General features: G+C 40.2%; 8 protein-coding genes. 5 read left to right on the forward strand and 3 right to left on the reverse strand.

All coding sequences use genetic code 11. The features are described 5' to 3' along the window. Positions 1-125: 125 nt before the first annotated feature. Both H5S41_RS11745 and H5S41_RS11750 read right to left on the reverse strand, forming a co-directional pair. On the reverse strand, positions 126-1139 hold the full coding sequence (locus H5S41_RS11745) for a LacI family DNA-binding transcriptional regulator (RefSeq protein WP_182603448.1): 1014 nt from the start codon (positions 1137-1139) through the stop codon (positions 126-128). Positions 1140-1217: 78 nt separating this feature from the next. After that, a complete protein-coding gene (locus tag H5S41_RS11750) occupies positions 1218-2132 on the reverse strand; it encodes a LysR family transcriptional regulator (protein ID WP_182603449.1) in 915 nt (304 codons plus the stop codon). 113 nt (positions 2133-2245) lie between these two features. Here H5S41_RS11750 and vprA point away from each other — a divergent pair, with 113 nt between their 5' ends. Beyond that, positions 2246-3703, forward strand: coding sequence for a vinyl phenol reductase (vprA, locus tag H5S41_RS11755; protein WP_220483326.1), 1458 nt, complete (start codon positions 2246-2248; stop codon positions 3701-3703). A gap of 66 nt (positions 3704-3769) precedes the next feature. Here vprA and rlmD read toward each other — a convergent pair whose 3' ends face one another. Continuing rightward, entirely contained in the window at positions 3770-5164 is a 1395-nt protein-coding gene (gene rlmD, locus H5S41_RS11760; protein WP_182603450.1) for a 23S rRNA (uracil(1939)-C(5))-methyltransferase RlmD, read from the reverse strand. A gap of 221 nt (positions 5165-5385) precedes the next feature. On the opposite strand from rlmD, the gene H5S41_RS11765 reads away from it, so the two are divergent. The 4 genes from H5S41_RS11765 (at position 5386) to H5S41_RS11780 (ending at position 19922) form a co-directional block, all read left to right on the forward strand. Further along, positions 5386-5958, forward strand: coding sequence for an NADPH-dependent FMN reductase (locus tag H5S41_RS11765; RefSeq protein ID WP_153709507.1), 573 nt, complete (start codon positions 5386-5388; stop codon positions 5956-5958). Beyond that, positions 5958-7205, forward strand: coding sequence for an NAD(P)H-dependent oxidoreductase (locus H5S41_RS11770; RefSeq protein WP_182603451.1), 1248 nt, complete (start codon positions 5958-5960; stop codon positions 7203-7205). Before H5S41_RS11765 ends, H5S41_RS11770 begins: the two co-directional genes overlap by 1 nt. Before the next feature lie 2 nt (positions 7206-7207). Next, the gene (locus H5S41_RS11775; protein WP_182603452.1) at positions 7208-8131 is read left to right on the forward strand and encodes an FAD:protein FMN transferase; all 924 of its coding nucleotides are present in this window, start codon (positions 7208-7210) and stop codon (positions 8129-8131) included. Positions 8132-8561: 430 nt separating this feature from the next. Next, entirely contained in the window at positions 8562-19922 is an 11361-nt protein-coding gene (locus H5S41_RS11780; RefSeq protein WP_182603453.1) for a Rib/alpha-like domain-containing protein, read from the forward strand. The last annotated feature ends 166 nt before the right edge of the window (positions 19923-20088 follow it).

Below are 20088 nucleotides of genomic sequence, written 5' to 3' on the forward strand. Positions count from 1 at the left end.
AATTGGAGCTTGTGTAAGCTCTTACACGAATAATATAGCAGACTATTTATTTTTGTGCAACCGTTTGCAAAAGATAAATAAAAAAACTTCCAATCGTTCAAACTAACGAAGGAAGCAGATAAAAATTAATTTTGTAGTGAAGGTTTTTCAGCCAGAAGCCTTATGCTGTTGCGAGCCGTAATATGGACAGGTACGAACTGCGAATCTTGATTCTTTAATAAGCTTCTAACTGCCAGTACTCCCATTTGATAGAAATCCTGAGTAACGCTGGTAATAGTAGGAATAGTAATATCACATAAGAATGTTCCGTCAATACTAACAAGCGACAAATCTTCCGGAATCCTGATATTAAGCAAGCGGGCTTCTTTGATTAAACCAACCGCAACCATGTCACTGGCGGTGATAATTGCATCAAGTTTTTTGCTTGCTAATCCCTTTAGGATATTTTGCTGCGGACCAAAACTATAATCACCATATACCACCCAATCGCGGTGCGGCGCTAAACCGTGTTCACACATGGCTTGCTGGTAACCGCGCAGACGCTGTTCCCCAGTTGAAGAACGGTCAATTCCCGCAAGACCGATCCGTTGGTGACCGTGATCGATTAGATAATTAGTGGCGAGGTAACCAATTTTTTCATTGTCTGAACTAATAAATTTAAAGCCGGTATATTTAGGGTCATTTTCATCGTAAACAGAAACTAGTCTACAAGGAGTGCTGGTTTCCCGCAAAGTCATTGCAGCCTGTTCATCAAGCGACGTTGCAACCAGCAGGATTCCGGCAACGTGACGTTCGAGGGCAACGCTAATCGCTTGGTTGAGAAGCCGTGAGTCATGGTTGCCGGCATAAAGAATGAACATTTGATAGCCGGCTTTATCTGTTTCGGCTTGGATAGCCGCAATAATATCGTTTGAGAAATTTGTTTGCGTATTATTTAAAATAACCGCAATCAGCTTACTGCTATGTGCAGCCAATTCGGCAGCGGCAATATTTTTCTTATATCCTAATTCTTTCGCAATTGCTTCAATTTTAGCCGCGGTTTCAGGCCGGTAAGATTTTTCCTTTTTTGCTAAAACACGGGAAACGGTGGCCGTTGAAACGTTGGCCCGTTGAGCAATGTCTTTAATTGTTGGCTTCATAAGCGGGCCCCTTTTACTTATATTATTAAGTCTATTATAGAGAACTCGCTCTTAAATGTAAACGTTTTCAATAATGGTTTAGCGATGATTTATAGTATTGTTCAAAAATTGGCGAAAGTATTTGAGACCGTTAATATTGTTATCTGGTCGATAAATTAGGCGGATTGAGTATCTTTGGGAGGCGCCACTGGCTGTGGAGTGAAGGCGGCGAAAAACAATCCATTCATTTGGAAAGACTGGGAGGCTTTGAGGATAAAAAGCAATGGCTTGCCCTAAAGCAACTAGTGTCTGCATTTGTTCGATTGTGCCAACTCGTTGAACGTTATAATGATGATTTTGCGGAAGGGTAGCTAAGAAGGCGGATTGAAGATATGTTGAACTCTCATTGCTATAGTAGAGGATAGTTTGGCCTGTAAGATCGGTGGCAGATAATTCTTTTTTAGCAGCCAATGGATGGTCCTTACTAATTCCAAGAACCATTTCACCTTCTGTAAGGATAGTGTTATTTAATTCAGAATTGAGAAGATGATCATGAGTTCCGTAATCAAGGATGTAGGCACAATCAAGGTTTCCTAATGTAACATCTGCAAATAAATGTTCAACACTGCCCTCAGTCACATGAAAATTAATAGGCTTATGCTTTGCTAACGCTTGATATTTTTTTAGGTGGGTTACAAGCAGACGCCCTTCAAATGGTGAAAAATAACCAAGACGGAGGTGCTGTAAGTTGCTATTTGTAATGGCATGTAACTTGCCAATACTATCGTTTAATTGGTTAATAAGTTCATTAGCCCGTTGAGCGAAATAAGTACCGGCTTGTGTTAGCAAAATCTTATTACTGCCACGAAAGAAAAGCTTGACACCAAGTTCATTTTCAAGATTTGTCATTTGTTTTGAAACAGTTCGCTGTGAGATAAATTTCTGCTCTGCTACTTTTTGAAAACTGCCTAACTGAGAAACAGCTAAGAAGTTTTCAAGTTGTTCAATTTCCACGATTGAATCCTCCTACCCGAAAAATTATTGCGGCTATCAACTATATTGCTCATATTAACATTTTCACAAAGATTTTATAATAAAAATATAGAAAAATACAAAGGGTGAAAATAATGAGAAATAAGCATAGATACTATGATGTTATTGTCGTTGGTTCTGGAGCTGCAGGGATGGCTGCTGGATTAACCGCGGTTCAGGACGGACATTCAGTTCTTTTATTAGAGAAAGGAAGAACAACTGGCGGAAGCACGAACTACACAGAAGGGCTTTTTGCAATTAATTCCTATTTGCAAAAGGAAAAGGGGATTAAAATTAAGGCAACAGATGTACTTAGTGAAGAAGTGAATTATTCAAAATATAAAGCAGATTCCCGTATTTGGCGTAACTATATCAATAGTAGTGCAGAAAATGTCCAGTGGCTGCATGACCAAGGAGTTGAATATGAAGGCGTTCAAGCAATGGGCGCTGGAGAAGCAACTTGGCATATTTACAAAGGAATGGGATTTGGGGTAATTCATGATGCCCTTCAGCCGAAATTTAAGCAAAATGGCGGTGAAGTATTAACGCTTGCTCGTGCTGTTAATTTAGTAAAGAAGAGCGATGGTACATTTGAAGTAACAATTAAAGATAACAAGACTAAAGAACGTTATAAAGTAGAAACACGGACTGTAGTATTAGCAACTGGTGGCTACTTGAATAATCCACGCTTAATTAAAGAGGAAACCAGCTACGATGTACGGCGGTTAGTACCAGTAAGTTCAGGAAAAGGAACCGGGGACGGCTTAGAGATGGCCTGGCATATTGGCGCGCAGAAAAATGGCCTCGGGATGGCAATGCTATTTGGCGGTTATTTAAAAGATGAAGACGAGCCTTCATACAAAATGATGCCGTCACAAATGAATACAGCAGCTGGACAACAGCCTTTACTGTGGGTAAACGAAAATGGTGAACGTTTTGTTAATGAGGAAGTTGTCTATAATTTCTCACTGGCAGGTAACGCATTGTACACGCAATCTAATGTGTTTAGTATTCTAGATCAAGCGGTAATTGACCGAATGATCAACAAGGGAAACTTTATGGGCCTAGGAATTTATGTTCGCCGCGGTCAGAAGATGGATAAATTACAAGAAGAATTAGATCAAGCAGTTACAGCTAAAAAGTCATTTATCTTTAAGGCGGACACAATTTCTGATTTAGCAAGACAAATGGGTGTGCCCGAAGATAAATTACAAGCAACAATTATTCGTTATAATGATTTTGCTGACAAAGGAATAGATGATGACTTTGGTAAAGATCCGCAATATCTGCAGAAAGTAACAACTGGTCCATTTTACGGATTTAAACTAAATGTTGGTGCTTTTTGTACGATGGGTGGCTTGAAAGTTAGCCCAGCTAATGAAGTTCTAGATAATAACTATCTGCCGATTAAAGGGCTTTATGCGGCTGGAAATGATGCATCAGGGTTAGTTGGTGATACATATGGCCCCAATATGCCGGGAACCTGTGTTGGTTATGCATTCTATTCTGGACGAAACGCTGCGCACAATATTAATGAATACCTTAAAAAATAAAAATGAGCGGGAAAAGTCTACCTCAGTGGAGAGATAATTTTTCCCGCTCATTGTAAAAGGATTATTCTATTTTCGTAATGATAACTTCACAACGGCTTCGCAACGGGCTGTTTGTGGCATCATATCAATTGGCTGGATATAGTCGACGTGGTATACACTGGTAAGCCGGCGCAGGTTACGGGCAAGTGAACCCATTCCGCATGAGACATAGGCAAATTTGCGTGGCTTAACTTTTAAGATCTGCTTAATTAACTGGTCGTCTAACCCTGTCCGCGGCGGGTCAACAACAAGAGCATCGAAGTTAAGGCCCTCTTTTTGCCACCGTGGGAGAGCTTCTTCCGCCTTGCCAACTTCATATTTAGCATTTGTGATGTTGTTTAGCTTGGCGTTTTCATTTGCATCAGCGACCGCTTCGGGAATAATTTCCATTCCGCGAACGGCTTTTACGCGTGAGGCAAGGGAAAGACCGATTGTTCCGATTCCGGCATAGGCATCGATTAATGTGTCGTCCTTATCCAGTTCTAGTGCTTTAGAAGCTTCTTCATAGAGTACCTCTGTTTGTTCAGGATTTAATTGCAGGAATGAACGGGCTGATAATTTAAAATCAAGACCCATCAGACTTTCAAGGATTGAATCTTTTCCTGCGAGGTGGATCATCTTCTCGCCCCAAACTAGTGGCGTATCGCCTGGATTAACATTCTGCATTACTGACACAACCGCTGGCAGCTCTTTTTCGATGCGTTCGAGCAAATCGCGCTTATGGGGAAGCTTGGCTGAATTGGTAATGAAAGTTAATTGGACTTCACCAGTCGACCATGATTCACGGACGGCAAGGGTTTTGATAATCCCGCTATTATGTTTTTCATCATAGACGGGGATCTGCAGGTCTTCAATCATCTTGACGACCGCCCGGACCGTTTCCATGGTTCGGGGCATTTGAACAGCGCAAGTTTCCATATCGACAAGAGTATGGCTGTTTGGCTGATAGAGACCAGCAGCTACTTTGCCATTGACCATTCGGACTTGAAATTGGGCCTTGTTACGGTAACCGTATTGTTCTGGGGCAGCGATTGTTGGCCGGACGTCATAATTGCGGTAGCCATATGGCTGAAACTTTTCTAGACTATCTAAGATAACTTGCCGTTTAAACTTTAATTGTTGCTGGTAAGCAAGATTTTCAAGTTCAAAACCACCAGCAATGTCAGCGTACTCGTCTCGTGGCGTTACCCGATAACGGCTCTTTTTGCGAATTCGGTGAATCTTAGCCTCGAGATATCGTGGCAAAACACGGGTAACCTCGGCAACGACAACTTCATTTGGTAAGGCGCCGGGAACAAAACAGACCTTATGCTTATAGTAGCCGATTCCGTGACCATTAACGCCAAGGCGACGAATTGTGAGCGGGAAACGTTTCCCAACCCATACTTCAACATCCTGTTCGTGTTGTTTTGTTTGTGTCATATTATTTCTCCGTTCTTTATAAATCAATGTGGTTAATATTTTAGCACATCTCCAAATACTACCGGATAAATATACAGATATAGCAGGTAGTTTATAATCAATTATTACGAAAATAGTCAATTAAGCATGCATATTACTAATAATATGTTTTTTGATCGAGTAAAATATAGTAGAATAACAATGTGAAATGTTGCATAAATAACTTAAAGGAAGTGACACTTTTGAAAATTGCTGCAATTGCCGGGTCCAATGCTAACCATTCTTATAACCGGATGTTGCTAGAATTTATGGCCCGTCATTTTAGTGATGATGATATTGATGTGATTGATATTCGTCAAGTACCAATGTTTAATGAAGATTACAAGGGTAAGATCCCTGAGGTTGTTGCCGATATTGATCGTCGTGTTGCAAGTGCCGATGCTGTTATTATTGCTAGTCCCGAGTACAACCACTCAATTACGTCTGCGCTTAAGAGTCTAGTTGAATGGCTTTCATATGAAGTTCACCCATTGCAGGATAAACCTGTGATGATTATTGGTGCATCTACCCATGAGCAGGGTTCATCTCGCTCACAAGTTCAATTGCGGGATATTTTAATCTCACCAGGGGTAAATGCTTATATTTTCCAAAATGAAGAATTCTTTATGAGTGATGCTGCAAATATCATTGATGAAGATGGTAATATTACTAATGAAATGACGATCCATTTCTTAGAAAAATGTATGCGTGAGTTTAAGCACTATGCTAAGGCGATTAACCGCATGATTGCTGAAAAGAAGGAGGCGGATAAGTAATGAAAATTCTTGCACTAGTTGGAACAAATGCGAAGTTCTCATATAACCGAATTTTACTTAAGTATATGAAGAAACATTTCCGCCAAATGGCTGATATTGAGATTTACGAGATTAATCAATTGCCGCCTTTTAGTGTTGATACGCCGCTTTCAGAACAAACAGAGGTCTGGAAGTTAAAGCAAAAGATCAAAACAGCGGACGGGATTATCTTCTCCACTCCTGAATATGACCACGGAATTCCGGCAGCATTAAAGAGCGTGGTTGAATGGCTTTCTTACAAGACGAATGTTTTATCTCATAAACCGACAATGGTTGTTGGGGTATCGTACGGCCGTCAAGCTTCTGCTAGGTCACAAGTACAGATGCGGCAAATTTTGATTTCCCCAGATTGTGATACTAACCTATTACCAGGAAATGAAGTGTTGATTGGTAATGCTAGTCATTCATTCTCTAAGGATGGCCGTTTGATTGATCCTGAAATGCGGGACAGTCTTGAAGAAAGCTTTACCCATTTTGTGGAATACATTCAAATTTTTGAAAAAGTAAATGAGGAGGGACTGGAGATGTCCGTTAAACAACCAACGATTAGTGAAGCATATATTAACTTCCCAACAGGTCGGTTAACGTTAAAGGAAGTTCAACAAATCTTTAGCACGATTCCATTTGAGATCGACCTGATTGATAGCACTGACCACTTTGCATGGTATTCTGACAAGCCAAACCGGGAACACGTTCGTAACGTAGCTTCTCTTGGCGAAACAGTTCAAGAATGTCACCCGCCAATGGCTGTTCCTACGGTAATGAAGATTATTAACAGCTTCCGGAATGGTGAAAAGGATGTTGTTACTCGTCCATTGTGGATGAATGGTCACCGTTCATTGATTCAATATTATGCTCTTCGTGATATCAATGGTCATTACCTCGGTACAATCGAATTTACAGGCAGTGTTGAGTACATTCTTAATCTCTTTGAAAATGGCGCATGGAGTACTGATGGGAACACTGGTGCTTCCAAGCATGAAGATGCTGGTAATAATGAAACTGAAGAAGATAGTGTAGACGCATCAACAGGCGCTTCTGAATCAAGCGATGACAGTAACGACAGCACTGATAACACTAGTGCGGTTACTGCCACCCCAGTTGATGGCGCTGACGAATCAGATGCTACAACAGGTGCATCCGATGCAGGTAGCGTAGACGCTAATGATGAAGAGGCAGATGCCACAACAGGTGCATCCGAAAACTAATTATGAATAATGAATTGATGGCGCAGCGACATGTAATGACTCATCACGCCTTAGGAACACGGATAAATTTAACGATTTTTGGTAACGAGTATTTTTCGTTATTAAAAAAATCAATGGACTTAATCGACCATTATGAAGACCAGCTGACGGTTAACCGTGACCAGTCAGAGGTAATGTCGGTGAATTATGGTGCGGGCAAAATGCCTAAAATGGTATCACAAACGACCTTTGACTTGATTGAATTAGCCGTAAAATATAGTCGAGAAAATTTTGGCTTTAATGCTTTAATTGGACCATTAGTTAAACTATGGAAGATTGGCTTTGAAGGTGCACGGGTCCCAAGTGATGCGGAGATTAAGGAACGATTGAAGTTAATTGATCCTTATAAGGTATTATTAAATCGTGATACACGGACTGTTTTATTAGAAGAACCAGGGATGGAACTTGACCTTGGCGGAATTGCGAAGGGTTATATTGCCGATCGGATTCGTGACTTTTGGCAAGAAGCAGGGGTGCCTGCAGGGATTATTGACCTTGGCGGGAACCTGCTTTTCGTTGGTAACTCCCCGCGTCGTGATGACGGTCAGTGGATTATTGGTGTCCAGGACCCGCAGCTGCATCGGGGTGAAAACCTGGCAACAGTTCGTGAGCCAGCATGTTCAGCAGTGACATCAGGCATTTATGAGCGCTTTTTAATTAAAAACGGTCGCCGTTATCACCATTTGCTTGATCCGCGAACAGGATACCCCCTTGAAACAGACCTAAGTAGTGTGACAGTTTTTACTGATCAATCGGTAATGGGCGAAATTGAAGCAAAACGCCTCTTTTTCAATGGTGAACCAATTCAAGGTTGGGAGTCACGTCCCGGCAACCGTGGCGCTATCTTTATTCATAATGATGAATCAATGGTGAATGTTGGTTTTTAACTAGAAAAAACGGAATGGTGAACAAGTTACTAATGCTACAACTAATAGTAACGTTTCAGCAGCCGGAAATGTAAACAGTAATTTACAAAATATAGCAACTAATATTAACAAGCATGTTTGAATTTGGTGCTGCTATTTCAAACGTGTATTGGAGTAGTGAATAATACACGCAAATGAGACTCAAACTTGAAAGAATCAAGTTTTGGGTCTCTATTTGTTTTAAATTAAGGTGTGTTGAAATATGAAGAGTTAATCATATGTGGATTTAAAATAAACGATGTATTTAGCTTATTATAACGTTGTTTATAATAGTTACTTACTACTTATCACTTGAAAAAATCGTAATAGATGATATTACTAAAATTGTTAATTAAGATTAGGGGATTTTTTAACTATTATTGATTAATAACTATTACAGGGGGAATTAAATATGTTATCGCAGAATAACTGGCAGGAACAGTTGCGTAAACAGGCGCCTAAGAAACAGCGCTTTGCAATCAAGAAGCTAACAGTAGGGGTTGCTTCAGTTCTAATTGGTTTTACATTTATGGGGGTTAGTGCATCTGCTGATAGTGTGTCGACTACAACGCCGACTTCAGAAGCCACATCAACGGAAAATAACAGCACTAATGATGATCAGGAAATAGCTAAGCAGGTGGTATTGCAATCTAATACTACAGATACTCAAAAGACTGCAGAACAGACTAATACAGTTAATTCGGATAATGATCAATCACAAGATAAAAATGAAGATGAGGGAGCAGCAACACAAACATTCGATTTAGCGGCTAATCAGTCAAAAACAGCCGCAAATCAACAGGCAACACCGGTTAACACTCTAAACCAACAACTTTATGCAGTAAAAGATGGGGTTGCTGATGTTGCTACTTTTGCTGACTTTACTAAGGCATTGTGTGATGAGAACGTAAATACTATTAATATGACTAATGACATTACCGCTTCTGATGATCAGGACGCATTGGTCTCTGGTGGAACGGGATTAACTGGTGCTAACTTGCTTAGTCCATATGAATTAACTCCAGATAAGGTAGATGTGCCCTTGATTTCACCATCACCATATGTCGGAATTGCACATGATGTAACAATTCAAGGTAATAATCACACTCTTGATATGAATAAGTGGACCATTACTTTGGTTAACCAAAACTATGATGCCGATCATGCCTGGAATATTACTTTTAAGGATATGATCCTCAAGAGTAAGGCGCAAAATCAATCATATGGTCCAATTTACTTTATGAAGCCGCTAACAGGAATGACTAGTGGTATCCAAAGAAAAGTTATTTCCGATGATGATTTGAATCGTTCTAGTTTAAACTTTGATAATGTAACTGCTGTTTTTGATGGTACTAGTGTTGGTGCAAGCAATGTCAAGACAACCTTTTCTGGCAAAAACAGAATTAATACCACTAATGTTGATACAGCTGTAATTGCCAAAAGCATTAATGTTGCTGATGGAACTACATCTATTAATGCTAATAGTGCTCAAACAGCAATTAATACTGCAGGAAGCGTAACTATTGGTCAAAATGCTAGTTTGAATATTCAAGGCGGCGATGGTAGCGAACTTTCTACTACCAAGATTTATCCATCTGCGGGTATTACTACCAGTCAAGATGCTGGTAATGTTAAATTAGCTGAGGGTGCAAGTTTAACTATTCGCGCTAAAGATAGCGGAATCACTACTGCTAGTGTGACTACCGGTAATCAAGCAAAGTTAAACGTTATTGGAACGGTTGTTGGTGTTAAAACTAAAGGCTTTGTTCAATTGGGCGATAATTCTACAACTACTATTAAAGCTTTGGGGAATGATATTAATACCAGTACGTTAGTCACAGGTAAAGGTTCCACCTTAAACTTACTTAATGAAACTAATACTGCTATGGGTAATACAGGCAATAACGCAGTAACTTTTGTTAATAGCGTTAATATTGGTCAAGACTCAACAGTAAATGTAAATACCGGGGATGCACAGTTACCAGAAGGCGCCGATACTAAAGATGTCCGTGGCTTTTACAGTGATTATCATGGCAAATCTTATATTAATATTGGTGAAAATGCCAAGGTTAATATGAAGATGGGTTCTGGTCACTCACAAGCAATGATGGCAAGTAATCTTGATATTAAAGATGGTGCTAAAGTCGATATTTCAACCATGCAAGATAACAATAAAGAGCTGCGTTATAAATGGTCTGCTATCCAAAATGCAACAACTACTTATCCTGATTATGATCACTATGCACCAATTACTTTGGCCTATTATTCTGAAGGTACTTTGCACATTGCTAAAGATGCCAGTTTAAAGATGGTTCGTGGCAAATGCAATGGTATGGTGCCAATGATTGCTTTTGGTAATGCAACAAGTGGTGGCGATTTCTTCTTTTTAGGCAGCCGTAATTATACTTTGACTGTTGATGCTGGTGGTAGTCTTGATTTACAAGATGGTGAAAACAGTAAAGGTATTCAGGGCTATGAATGGGGTGAAACCGATAATTTAGGCCCTGTTGACGATATCTTTGTTCCGGGTATGATCACCATGTTTGGGGCAAGTTCAACGGATAAGATTACGTTTGGTAGTGTAAATGAAGATAATACCATGAGTGCAGCCAAGTATATTAACTTGCAACGTACAGGTCTGCAACGTGGTAACTTAATTAAGCTCGAAGGTAAAGCGCAACCAGGTGGCTTATTAACTAGCGCCAACATTCAAAACTTAACGAGAGTTTTAGGTACAGCACCTATTGCACAATGGAACGATGCTAATATTGGTAACACACCTTCACATGTATGGGTAACTGCCCAGATTGAAAGTCAAAACGGTGGTGGTGATACCGCAAGTAACTATGTGCCAATAGATGCTGAAGGTGTTACTGCTGATGGATTTGTTAAAAATGGTGCGATTTTAGGTTTGAGCTTTGGTAACTCGAGTGGTTTAGTTCAAATTCCTAATTACAAGACAAACGACCTTTCAATTTATAATAATGGTCAAATTAGTGGGCCTTACACCGATAATTTGAATGACTTCTTAGCCAACTTTAACTGGTGGAAGCCACGTAGGATCGCCTTTGGTACGGCTTTATATAACAATGATGCTGTTGTTAAATTAAACGATGCTAATAAATATGAACCAGTTGTAAATACTCTTAAGAAGACAGAGGGCGATATTTTAACTAATTCTGCCTTTGATAACCATCAAGTTGTATCTAGCCTAACCGATCCGCAATACAATGTTATTTCAACGGGTCTAGATGGTATTATTAAGAATCAATTCTGGGGTGTTGATTGGACTAAGACTCAATTCAAGAATATTTTGAATGCAGATGGGCTTCCTGATGCAGATAAAATCGCAGCCTTAACTAGTAATGACGGTAAGACAAATGATCAAATTTTTAATGACCAGACAGAATATAAGGCTTACCAACAATTTTTGAAGAACATTTATTATCCTGATGGTAAAACTAGAACAACTTATGATAAGACTGCCTTTGATAAGCCGTTAGCTGCAGGTAATCATAGTGTAACTGCCACAGTGGTTTACCAAGATGGCACTGCTGATACGATTGCTGTTCCAGTTGAAGTTGCTAAGAGATTACAAAAAGATGATTATCTTCCAAATTATGCTCCAACTCAGATTAGTCAAGGGCAAAATGCCACAGTGGCTGCGCCTAAATTTGAACAAAAGCAAATTACGGCTGACGGCACGGTAAGTTACACCGATACTACAGCGCCAACTGGTGTAACTTATGCAGCAGGATCAGATATTCCAAGCTTTGCTACAGTGAATAATGATGGTTCGATTTCACTTAAAGCTGGGGTTGATACTGCTACTGGCATTTATAACATCCCTGTAACTGTCACTTATGCCCATAACTCAACATCTACAGTTAATGCTTTAGTTAATGTAACTGATGGCAGCTCCAACATTATCTGGGGCAAGAAGAATCCAGATGGTACAGTTAGTGGTGCAGTTGTTGTCAAGAGTAATCCACTTACTTTGCACAAGACTGATGCAGGTTCAGTATCAACTACTGTAGACAGTCTAGATGCTAAGAGCGCTATTAGCGAAATTGATGTTTATACTACTGATAAAAATGATGCTACTAAGTTAGTAAATGATGCATATCGTTATCAAAAAGGCGACTTCAAAGATGCTGATGGCAATTCAATTGGCGGCATTTCTGTAAATTACGATGATTCAGCATCTGGATTAAATACTAGTCAGGGAGATTCTGCTACTTTACCAGTAAAAGTAACTTTCAATAAGAGTTCTGTTCCTGCAACGGACAATATTGTCGATAATGGTGCAAAAACTAGTTTCAATCAATCTGTAACCTTAGTAGGTGCTAGTGCTATTAAGCCAGTTAAGACAATTTCTATCCCAGTTGGCTACGATATGACGAAAGATCCAGAGGGCTACTTTACTTCAGATAATTTGAAGGCAATGGTGGATCACTCTGATTTAGACAAACTTGTTGACAATGTGGCAGTAAAGAGCTATTCAATTGATCCTACAGAATTTGATACTAATAAAGCTGGAGATGCCAAAGATTTCACTATTCGTATTACTTTCAAGGATAGCAATGCAGGAACTAATTCATACTTAGACGTTAAGATTCCTAAGGGTGTTCAAATAACAACTGGCGAAATGGGTAAATACAATCCATCATATTCTTCAGTTGTTGATAGTGAGCAAAAAGCAGTTACACTTACTCCAAGCTTTACTGGTAATAAGCCAACCGATGGCGTAACTTACGCAATTGGTCAAACGAGTGAATCTGACTTGCCAGCTACTATGAAGCAATATGTACATGTTGATTCAAATAGCGGAATTATTACTGTCGACAACCAAGCAATGGCAGATACCGCTGGTTATGAAATTCCAGTTATTGTAACTTACCATGATGGCACAACTGATAACGCAACTGCCAAAGTCTACGAAATTAAGAGTGCAGGGACAGTAACTGATCCGCTTTCTGCCGAAGAAGGAATCAGTCATTTTGAAAAATTACCAGTAGATACAACATTTGTTTGGGAAAAGAACCCTGACCCTCATACTGCTTCAGAAAAGATTAATGCAATTGTCACTATTCCTGGTCAAGATCCAGTTAAGGTCCCAGTAACGGTAACAAGTAGTTTGGCACTTGATCCTAATAATAATACAGTGGTTTATGGACAAGATGTTATCACAACAATTAACTTTGATACGCCAAATTACCACAAGACCAGTGGCGATAATACTCCTGATGCACCAGTAGTTAAGGGTATTGATATCAAGACTGATAAAGGCACTACTACTTATACCTTATCTAGTGATGGTAAAACTTATAGTGACAGGAATGGTCATAGTTTTAACGCTAGTGATATTAGGACTTCTTGGGCTGACGGATATAGTGTAAATACCAATAGTTCTAACTTTGATACAGATGGTACTAAGACTACTTTAGCTCCAACTAAGGATAGTCAAACTAGCGATGAATGGGATGCCAATAAGAATTCTAAGTATCGTGTTCATATCACTGCAACTGGAGCTGCTGCGCAAGCAATGGGCTTACCAGATTCTGATGCTGGCTGGGCTAATGTATATGCTAACTTCTATGGTGCAACTACTGCTAAAGCTAGCGCTGCAAATAATAATTTAACGGCAGTTCAAGATGGTACATTAGCTGATCCTAAGAATTATGTTGATACAACTAATTTGACTGCTGCTCATAATGCTGAAGTTAAGGACGTTACTTGGGACACAAAGCCTGACTTATCTAAGGCCGGGCAGATTACTGTCAACGCTGATATTAACTTTACAGATGGCACTAAGCTAACTGTTCCAGTTACGATTACGGTTGCTGAATCACAAGCTAATAAGTTCGCTAGTGCTAACAAGGATAATGCCCTAGTTCAGAATATTTCTAAAGGTAAGGGCTATGTATTTAAGGATACTGATGCTAAAGGTGGTATTAAGGAAGATCCTAATAATACTTACCATATTGTTTGGGCTGATAAGAATAACTTAAAGGCTCCAAGATTTAATGATGTAACTAAGATTGATACTTCTAAGAAGTCACCTGCAACATCATACGACGCAACGATTTACTTTGAAGATGGTACTAAGCTTGATGTTAAGATCCCAGTTGTAATCACTGATGAAGCTACTGACAACCAAAGCAATATTTCAGCTAAGACTTATCAAGTAGACCCAGGTGGAAAAGTCAACCCTAGAGATGTAATTACAACAAATAATATCCCTAAAGGAACTAAATATGCTTGGAAGGGCACAGAGCCTGACACTTCTAAAGTAGGTACGCAGAACGTAACAGTAAAGGTAACTTATCCAGATGGCACGATAAGTTCAGTAGATAGTAAGGTAACTATCGAAGCAACTCCAGAAGTTGGTACAGTTACTTTGCATCAAGGTGTAACTCCAACTGCTGAAGATGCTACATCAGCAATTACTAACTTAGATCCAGATGGTGTTGACGGAATGCCAAAGAGCGTAGTTTGGAAGGCCGCTCCAGCAGTTACTAATGCAGGCAAGTCAACTGCTACAGTAACAGTAACTTATAATGACGGTTACACTAAGGATATTACTGTTCCAGTCAATGTTTTAAAGACAACTAAGGGTAGCAATATAACTAAGCCAAGTGATGATACTCATGATATTTACCGTGAAATTACGCGGACAATTACTGTTGATGGTCAAGCGCCAATAATTCAAAAGGTAGTCTTCACGCGTGATAAATACACTGACGCAACTGATGCTAAAGCTACGCCAACTTACTCTAATTGGGTCGCAAAAGATGGCAAATCTGCATTTGATGAAACTAGTAAAGTAACTAAAGATGGCTACACTCCGACTGCTACTGATGGTGCAGGTAAGCCTGTAATTTTGACTGACAAGGGTACAATTGCTAGTCAACAGGTAAATGCTGATAGTTCAGACGTCAAGATTACCGTAACTAACACAGCTAATGATCAAACTGTAACTGTTAAGTTTATCAATGCAAAAGATGGTTCTGCTGTTTCAGTTGATAATCCTAAGACCTTCTCAGGTAAGACTGATGGTACTGTAACAATTGATGCAAAAGGCATTACTATTCCAACTGGCTACAAGCTTGATAAGAATTCTGATTTGCCAACAAGTTACAAGTTCACTGCAGCTAATGATCAAACAATTACAGTTAAACTTGACCACTTAACGACAACTGATCCAAGCAAGGTTGATCAAAATGATCCTAAGAATGCTGATATGTTTGAAACGATTACGCGGACAATTACCTATACTGACCCAATTACTTCGCAAAAGCATTCTGACAAACAAGCTGTTAAGTTCCAACGTACAAAGACTGTTAACGATGCAGACTCAACTGACATAACTTACAGTGATTGGACTCCAGTAGATAGCAATAAGACTGCTTGGGATGGCTATGATGTTCCTACATTTGCGGACTACGTAGTCTTGGCTCAAGACAATGCAGGACATAATGTTGCTATCACAAATGGTAAGATTACCGGTCAAAGTCTTGAACCAGGTAATGGCGGCAAGACTAAGACTGCTGATCAAGCAATCAACTTAACTTACAAGATGCAGGAATCAGGTAAGTTTAAGAAAGCTAATAAAGATAATGCTTTAATTAAGCAACTTAGCTGGGGTAAAGGGACTAAACATGATGTTTCTGAGGCTATTGATGGTGTAATTACTAAGCAGGGTCAAACTGACTATCACGTAAAGGGTGCTACGTTTACTACTGTTCCTTCGACTGATAAAGTTCATGGCGCTAAAAACGTTGAAGTTACTATCACCTTTGACGATGGTTCAGCTGCAACCGTTCAAATTCCTGTTGCAATCACTGATAATGCTGGTAATGATACAACAATCACAAGTAAGCCGGTCTTTGTTCCAGTTGATCCAGATCAAAAACCTAGCTTACCAGATCCAAAGAGTGGTGTTGATGACCCAGCTGCCCCAACAGGAACAAAGTATGAATGGAAAGACACACCAGTCATTCCAGAGCCAGGTGAAAAGGCAACGACAGCTACAATCGTGGTTAAGTATCCAGATGGGACGCAAAAAGAAGTTACAACTACTATTGCGAGTGATTATGCACCAGAAGTTGTAGCCATCACGACGCCTAAAGATGTTGCTCCTGATGTTGTAAAAGGTATTGCTAACTTAAATAAGGGTAAAGGCTACCCAACTAGCGTAACCTGGAAGACAACTCCTGATGTAACCAAGGCTGGTTCAATAACAGGTACTGCAACTGTAAGTTATGACAATGGATATACAGTTGATGTTGAAATTCCAGTAACTGTTGGTAAAAACGATAGTGAAAGTTATGATCCAAAGCCAACTATTAAGCCAGTCCCAGTGCCACAAGATAATAAAGATATCGACCCAAGTGCAGTTGTAGATTCTACGACTTTGCCAACTGATCCAGGTGACAAGCCAACAATTACTTGGACCGATCCAACTAAGAAGCCGGACCCAACGAAGCCTGGTACTCAACCTGCTGACGTTGATATCACATATCCAGATGGCACAGTTGATCATGTAAAAGGTCACGTAACAATTGAAGCTACTCCAGAAATTGGCTCAATTTCGACTAAGCAAGGCCAAGTTCCAAATTTGACTGATCCTGAAGTTGCCAAAAAGTTGGTAAAGAACTTGAACAATGGTACGGATAAGCAAGTTGATGGTTATCCAACTAAAGTTTCTTGGAAGACTACTCCAGATGTAACTAAAGTTGGCCAAACAACAGGCACTATTGAAGTTTCTTATCCAGATGACTATAAGATAACTAGAGATATTACAATTACTGTTACAAGTCCAACTGGTACTGATGCAGATAAATTCACAAAAGATAACGGGGAAAAGAACATCTTCGTTCATCAATTAGTTTGGGGTAAGAATACCAGTCACCAAGCAAATGAAGCTATCGATGCAATCAATAGCGATGTGAAGGATAAATACCATGTCGCCAGTGCGGTATTTACTACGGATCCTTCAACGGATAAAGTTCACGATGCTCAAAACTTTGAAGCTGTTGTAGGCTTTGGAGATGGCACTAAGGCTACGGTTCAAATTCCAGTGGCAATTACTGATGATGCTGGTAGCGATGCAACGATCAAGTCTAAGCCAGTCGTAATCTCAGTTGAGCCTGGTCAAACGCCTGCTTTGCCAGATCCGGAGACTGGTGTAGATGACCCGACTGCTCCAACGGGAACAAAGTATGAATGGAAAGATACGCCAGCTGTTCCTGAACCAAGTGAGACTCCTGAAAATCCAGTAGTAGTTGTTAAGTATCCAGATGGGACGCAGAAAGAAATTCCAACAACTATCAGCAGTGTTTACGCGCCTCAAATAATTGCAATTACTACGCCAAGGAATATAGTCCCTGATGCTGCAAAGGGTATTGCTAACTTAAATAAGGGTAAAGGCTATCCAACTAGTGTAACTTGGAAGACAGCTCCTGATGTTTCTAAGCTTGGTTCAACGGAAGCAACAGCGATTGTAGAATACGGCAATGGAAACCAGATAGAGGTTCAACTTCCACTAACAGTTATTAAGGGCGATAATGAAACTTACAGTCCGCAACCAACTGCTAAGCCGGTTCCCGTTCCGCAAAATAGCAACGATATCGACCCAAGCTCAGTTATTGATCCCGAGACTTTGCCAACCAATCCAAAAGACAAGCCAACAATTACTTGGACTGATCCAGCTAAAAAACCTGACCCAACGAAGCCTGGCACTCAGCCGGCTGACGTTGCTATCAAGTATCCAGATGGTACGGTTGATCATGTTAAGGGTCATGTAACAATTGAAGCGGCTCCAGAAATTGGCTCAATTTCGACTAAGAAAGGCCAAGTTCCAAATTTGACTGATCCTGAAGTTGCCAAAAAGTTGGTAAAGAACCTAAACAACGGAATGGATAAACCGGTTGACGGTTACCCAAGCAGCATAACTTGGGATAAAGAACCAGACCTATCAAAGCCTGGAGTAGTAACAGGTAAGATTACGATTGCTTATCCAGATGGCTATAAGATAACTAAAGATATTTCAATTAACGTTACTGGAACATCAACGCCAAGTTCGAGCGCAGAGCCAGACAGCAGTAGTACCGCAACACCAGGTTCGAGTGCAGAGCCAGGTAGCAGTAGTACGTCAACGCCAAGTTCGAGTGCAGAGCCAGGTAGCAGTAGTACATCAACGCCAAGCTCAAGCGCAGAGCCAGGCAGCAGTAGTACATCAACGCCAAGCTCAAGCGCAGAGCCAGGCAGCAGTAGTACATCAACGCCAAGCTCAAGCGCAAAGCCAGATAGCAGTAGTACATCAACGCCAAGTTCAAGTGCAGAGCCAGGTAGCAGTAGTACGTCAACGCCAAGTTCGAGTACAGAGCCAGGTAGCAGTAGTACCGCAACACCAGGTTCGAGTGCAACGCCAGATTCTGGTACCACGGCGCAACCTGGAAATACTCCACAAACGGATGCGCAAACATATCCTGCTGTACCAAAGTTAGATGCTCATACTGTCGTTGGTAAGACGCCAGAACCATCGACAATGATTGCGGGTGAATTACCACAAGGCACGACTGTCGATTGGGTTAAAAAGCCTGATACAACTAAGGCAGGAAAGACGAGTGGCGAAGTTAAAGTTGCTTATCCGGATGGCTCATCGCTGACAATAGCAACACCTTTGACCGTAGATAAGCCACAGCAACAAGATGCCGACAAGTATAAGCCGGTAATTGTTCCGATTGATACTAAAGCGGGTCAGGTACCTTCCCCATCAATGGCGGTTAAGAATCAGGAAGCATTGCCAGCTGGTACAAAGATTGGATGGTTAAACGAACCGTCAATTCCTGAAATAACAGGGAAGAGTGTTCTTGGTAAGATTGTAATTACTTATCCGGATGGTAGTCAGCTCGTTAAACAAGTAGTTATTACTACTACTCGTAATGGCGGAAGTGATGCAGAAAATTATCAGCCAATGGTTAAAACACCGTTGATGGTAACAACTAATCATCTTCCACAGGCTAGTGAAGTTATTATGAATATTGATCAGCTTCCAACTGGACCAAATGGTGAGTTACCTAAAGTTTCATGGGTTAGTGAACCGGCTATTTCCGTAAAAGCTGGTGCAAAGACAAGCGGACAAATTACCGTTACTTACCCAGATGGCACTTCTGATCAGGTTGAAGTAATTCTTGAAACAGCTCCTAGCGCTACAAAACAGACTGATGCTGATAAATTTGTCCCACAACGATTAGCAAATGCGGATGTTCAAATGGGGCAAACCATTGATCCGGCAGAATTGATTAGCAATGCGCAAGACTTACCGGCAGGGACGATGATTACTTGGGCTAACAGAGATAAAGTTAATACCGACTTTTCTATGGCGGGTACTTATACTGAAACAATAACGATTAAGTATCCAGATGGTTCAAGTAGTAATGTCGACGTTCTAATTGCGGTTCATAATAATGCTGCAGTTACTCAGATTGTTGATCGCGATGAAGCACCTGAAAAGCTAATTAATAACAGTAATAATATTATTATTGAGCCAAATAATGGTCATCATCAATTCGCCCAACACTCAGTAGCGGTAACGAAAACTAGTGTTGAAGGTCAAAAGCCAATCAGTAATAATGGTCGGTCATCAAAGAAGCTACCGCAAACTGGTAATTCTAATGATAAGCTAAGCGCATTAGCTGGTCTGAGTCTTGCTACAATCACAGGCCTTTTAGGATTATTGAGACGGAATAAGAAACAGAACTATTAGTAAACGTTGATTAAATAAAGAGAGCGTAAATGCATGTCAAGATGGCAGTATTTACGCTCCCTTTTTATTTATCGATCTTTATGTAAAACGGTATACTAATAACTGATGAATATCGAATTGCTTGTTTAGTAGTTGTAAATGCTGATGTATAAGCGATTGATGGTTA

Origin of the sequence: Limosilactobacillus albertensis, from assembly GCF_014145555.1 — a bacterium.
Taxonomy (GTDB): domain Bacteria; phylum Bacillota; class Bacilli; order Lactobacillales; family Lactobacillaceae; genus Limosilactobacillus; species Limosilactobacillus albertensis.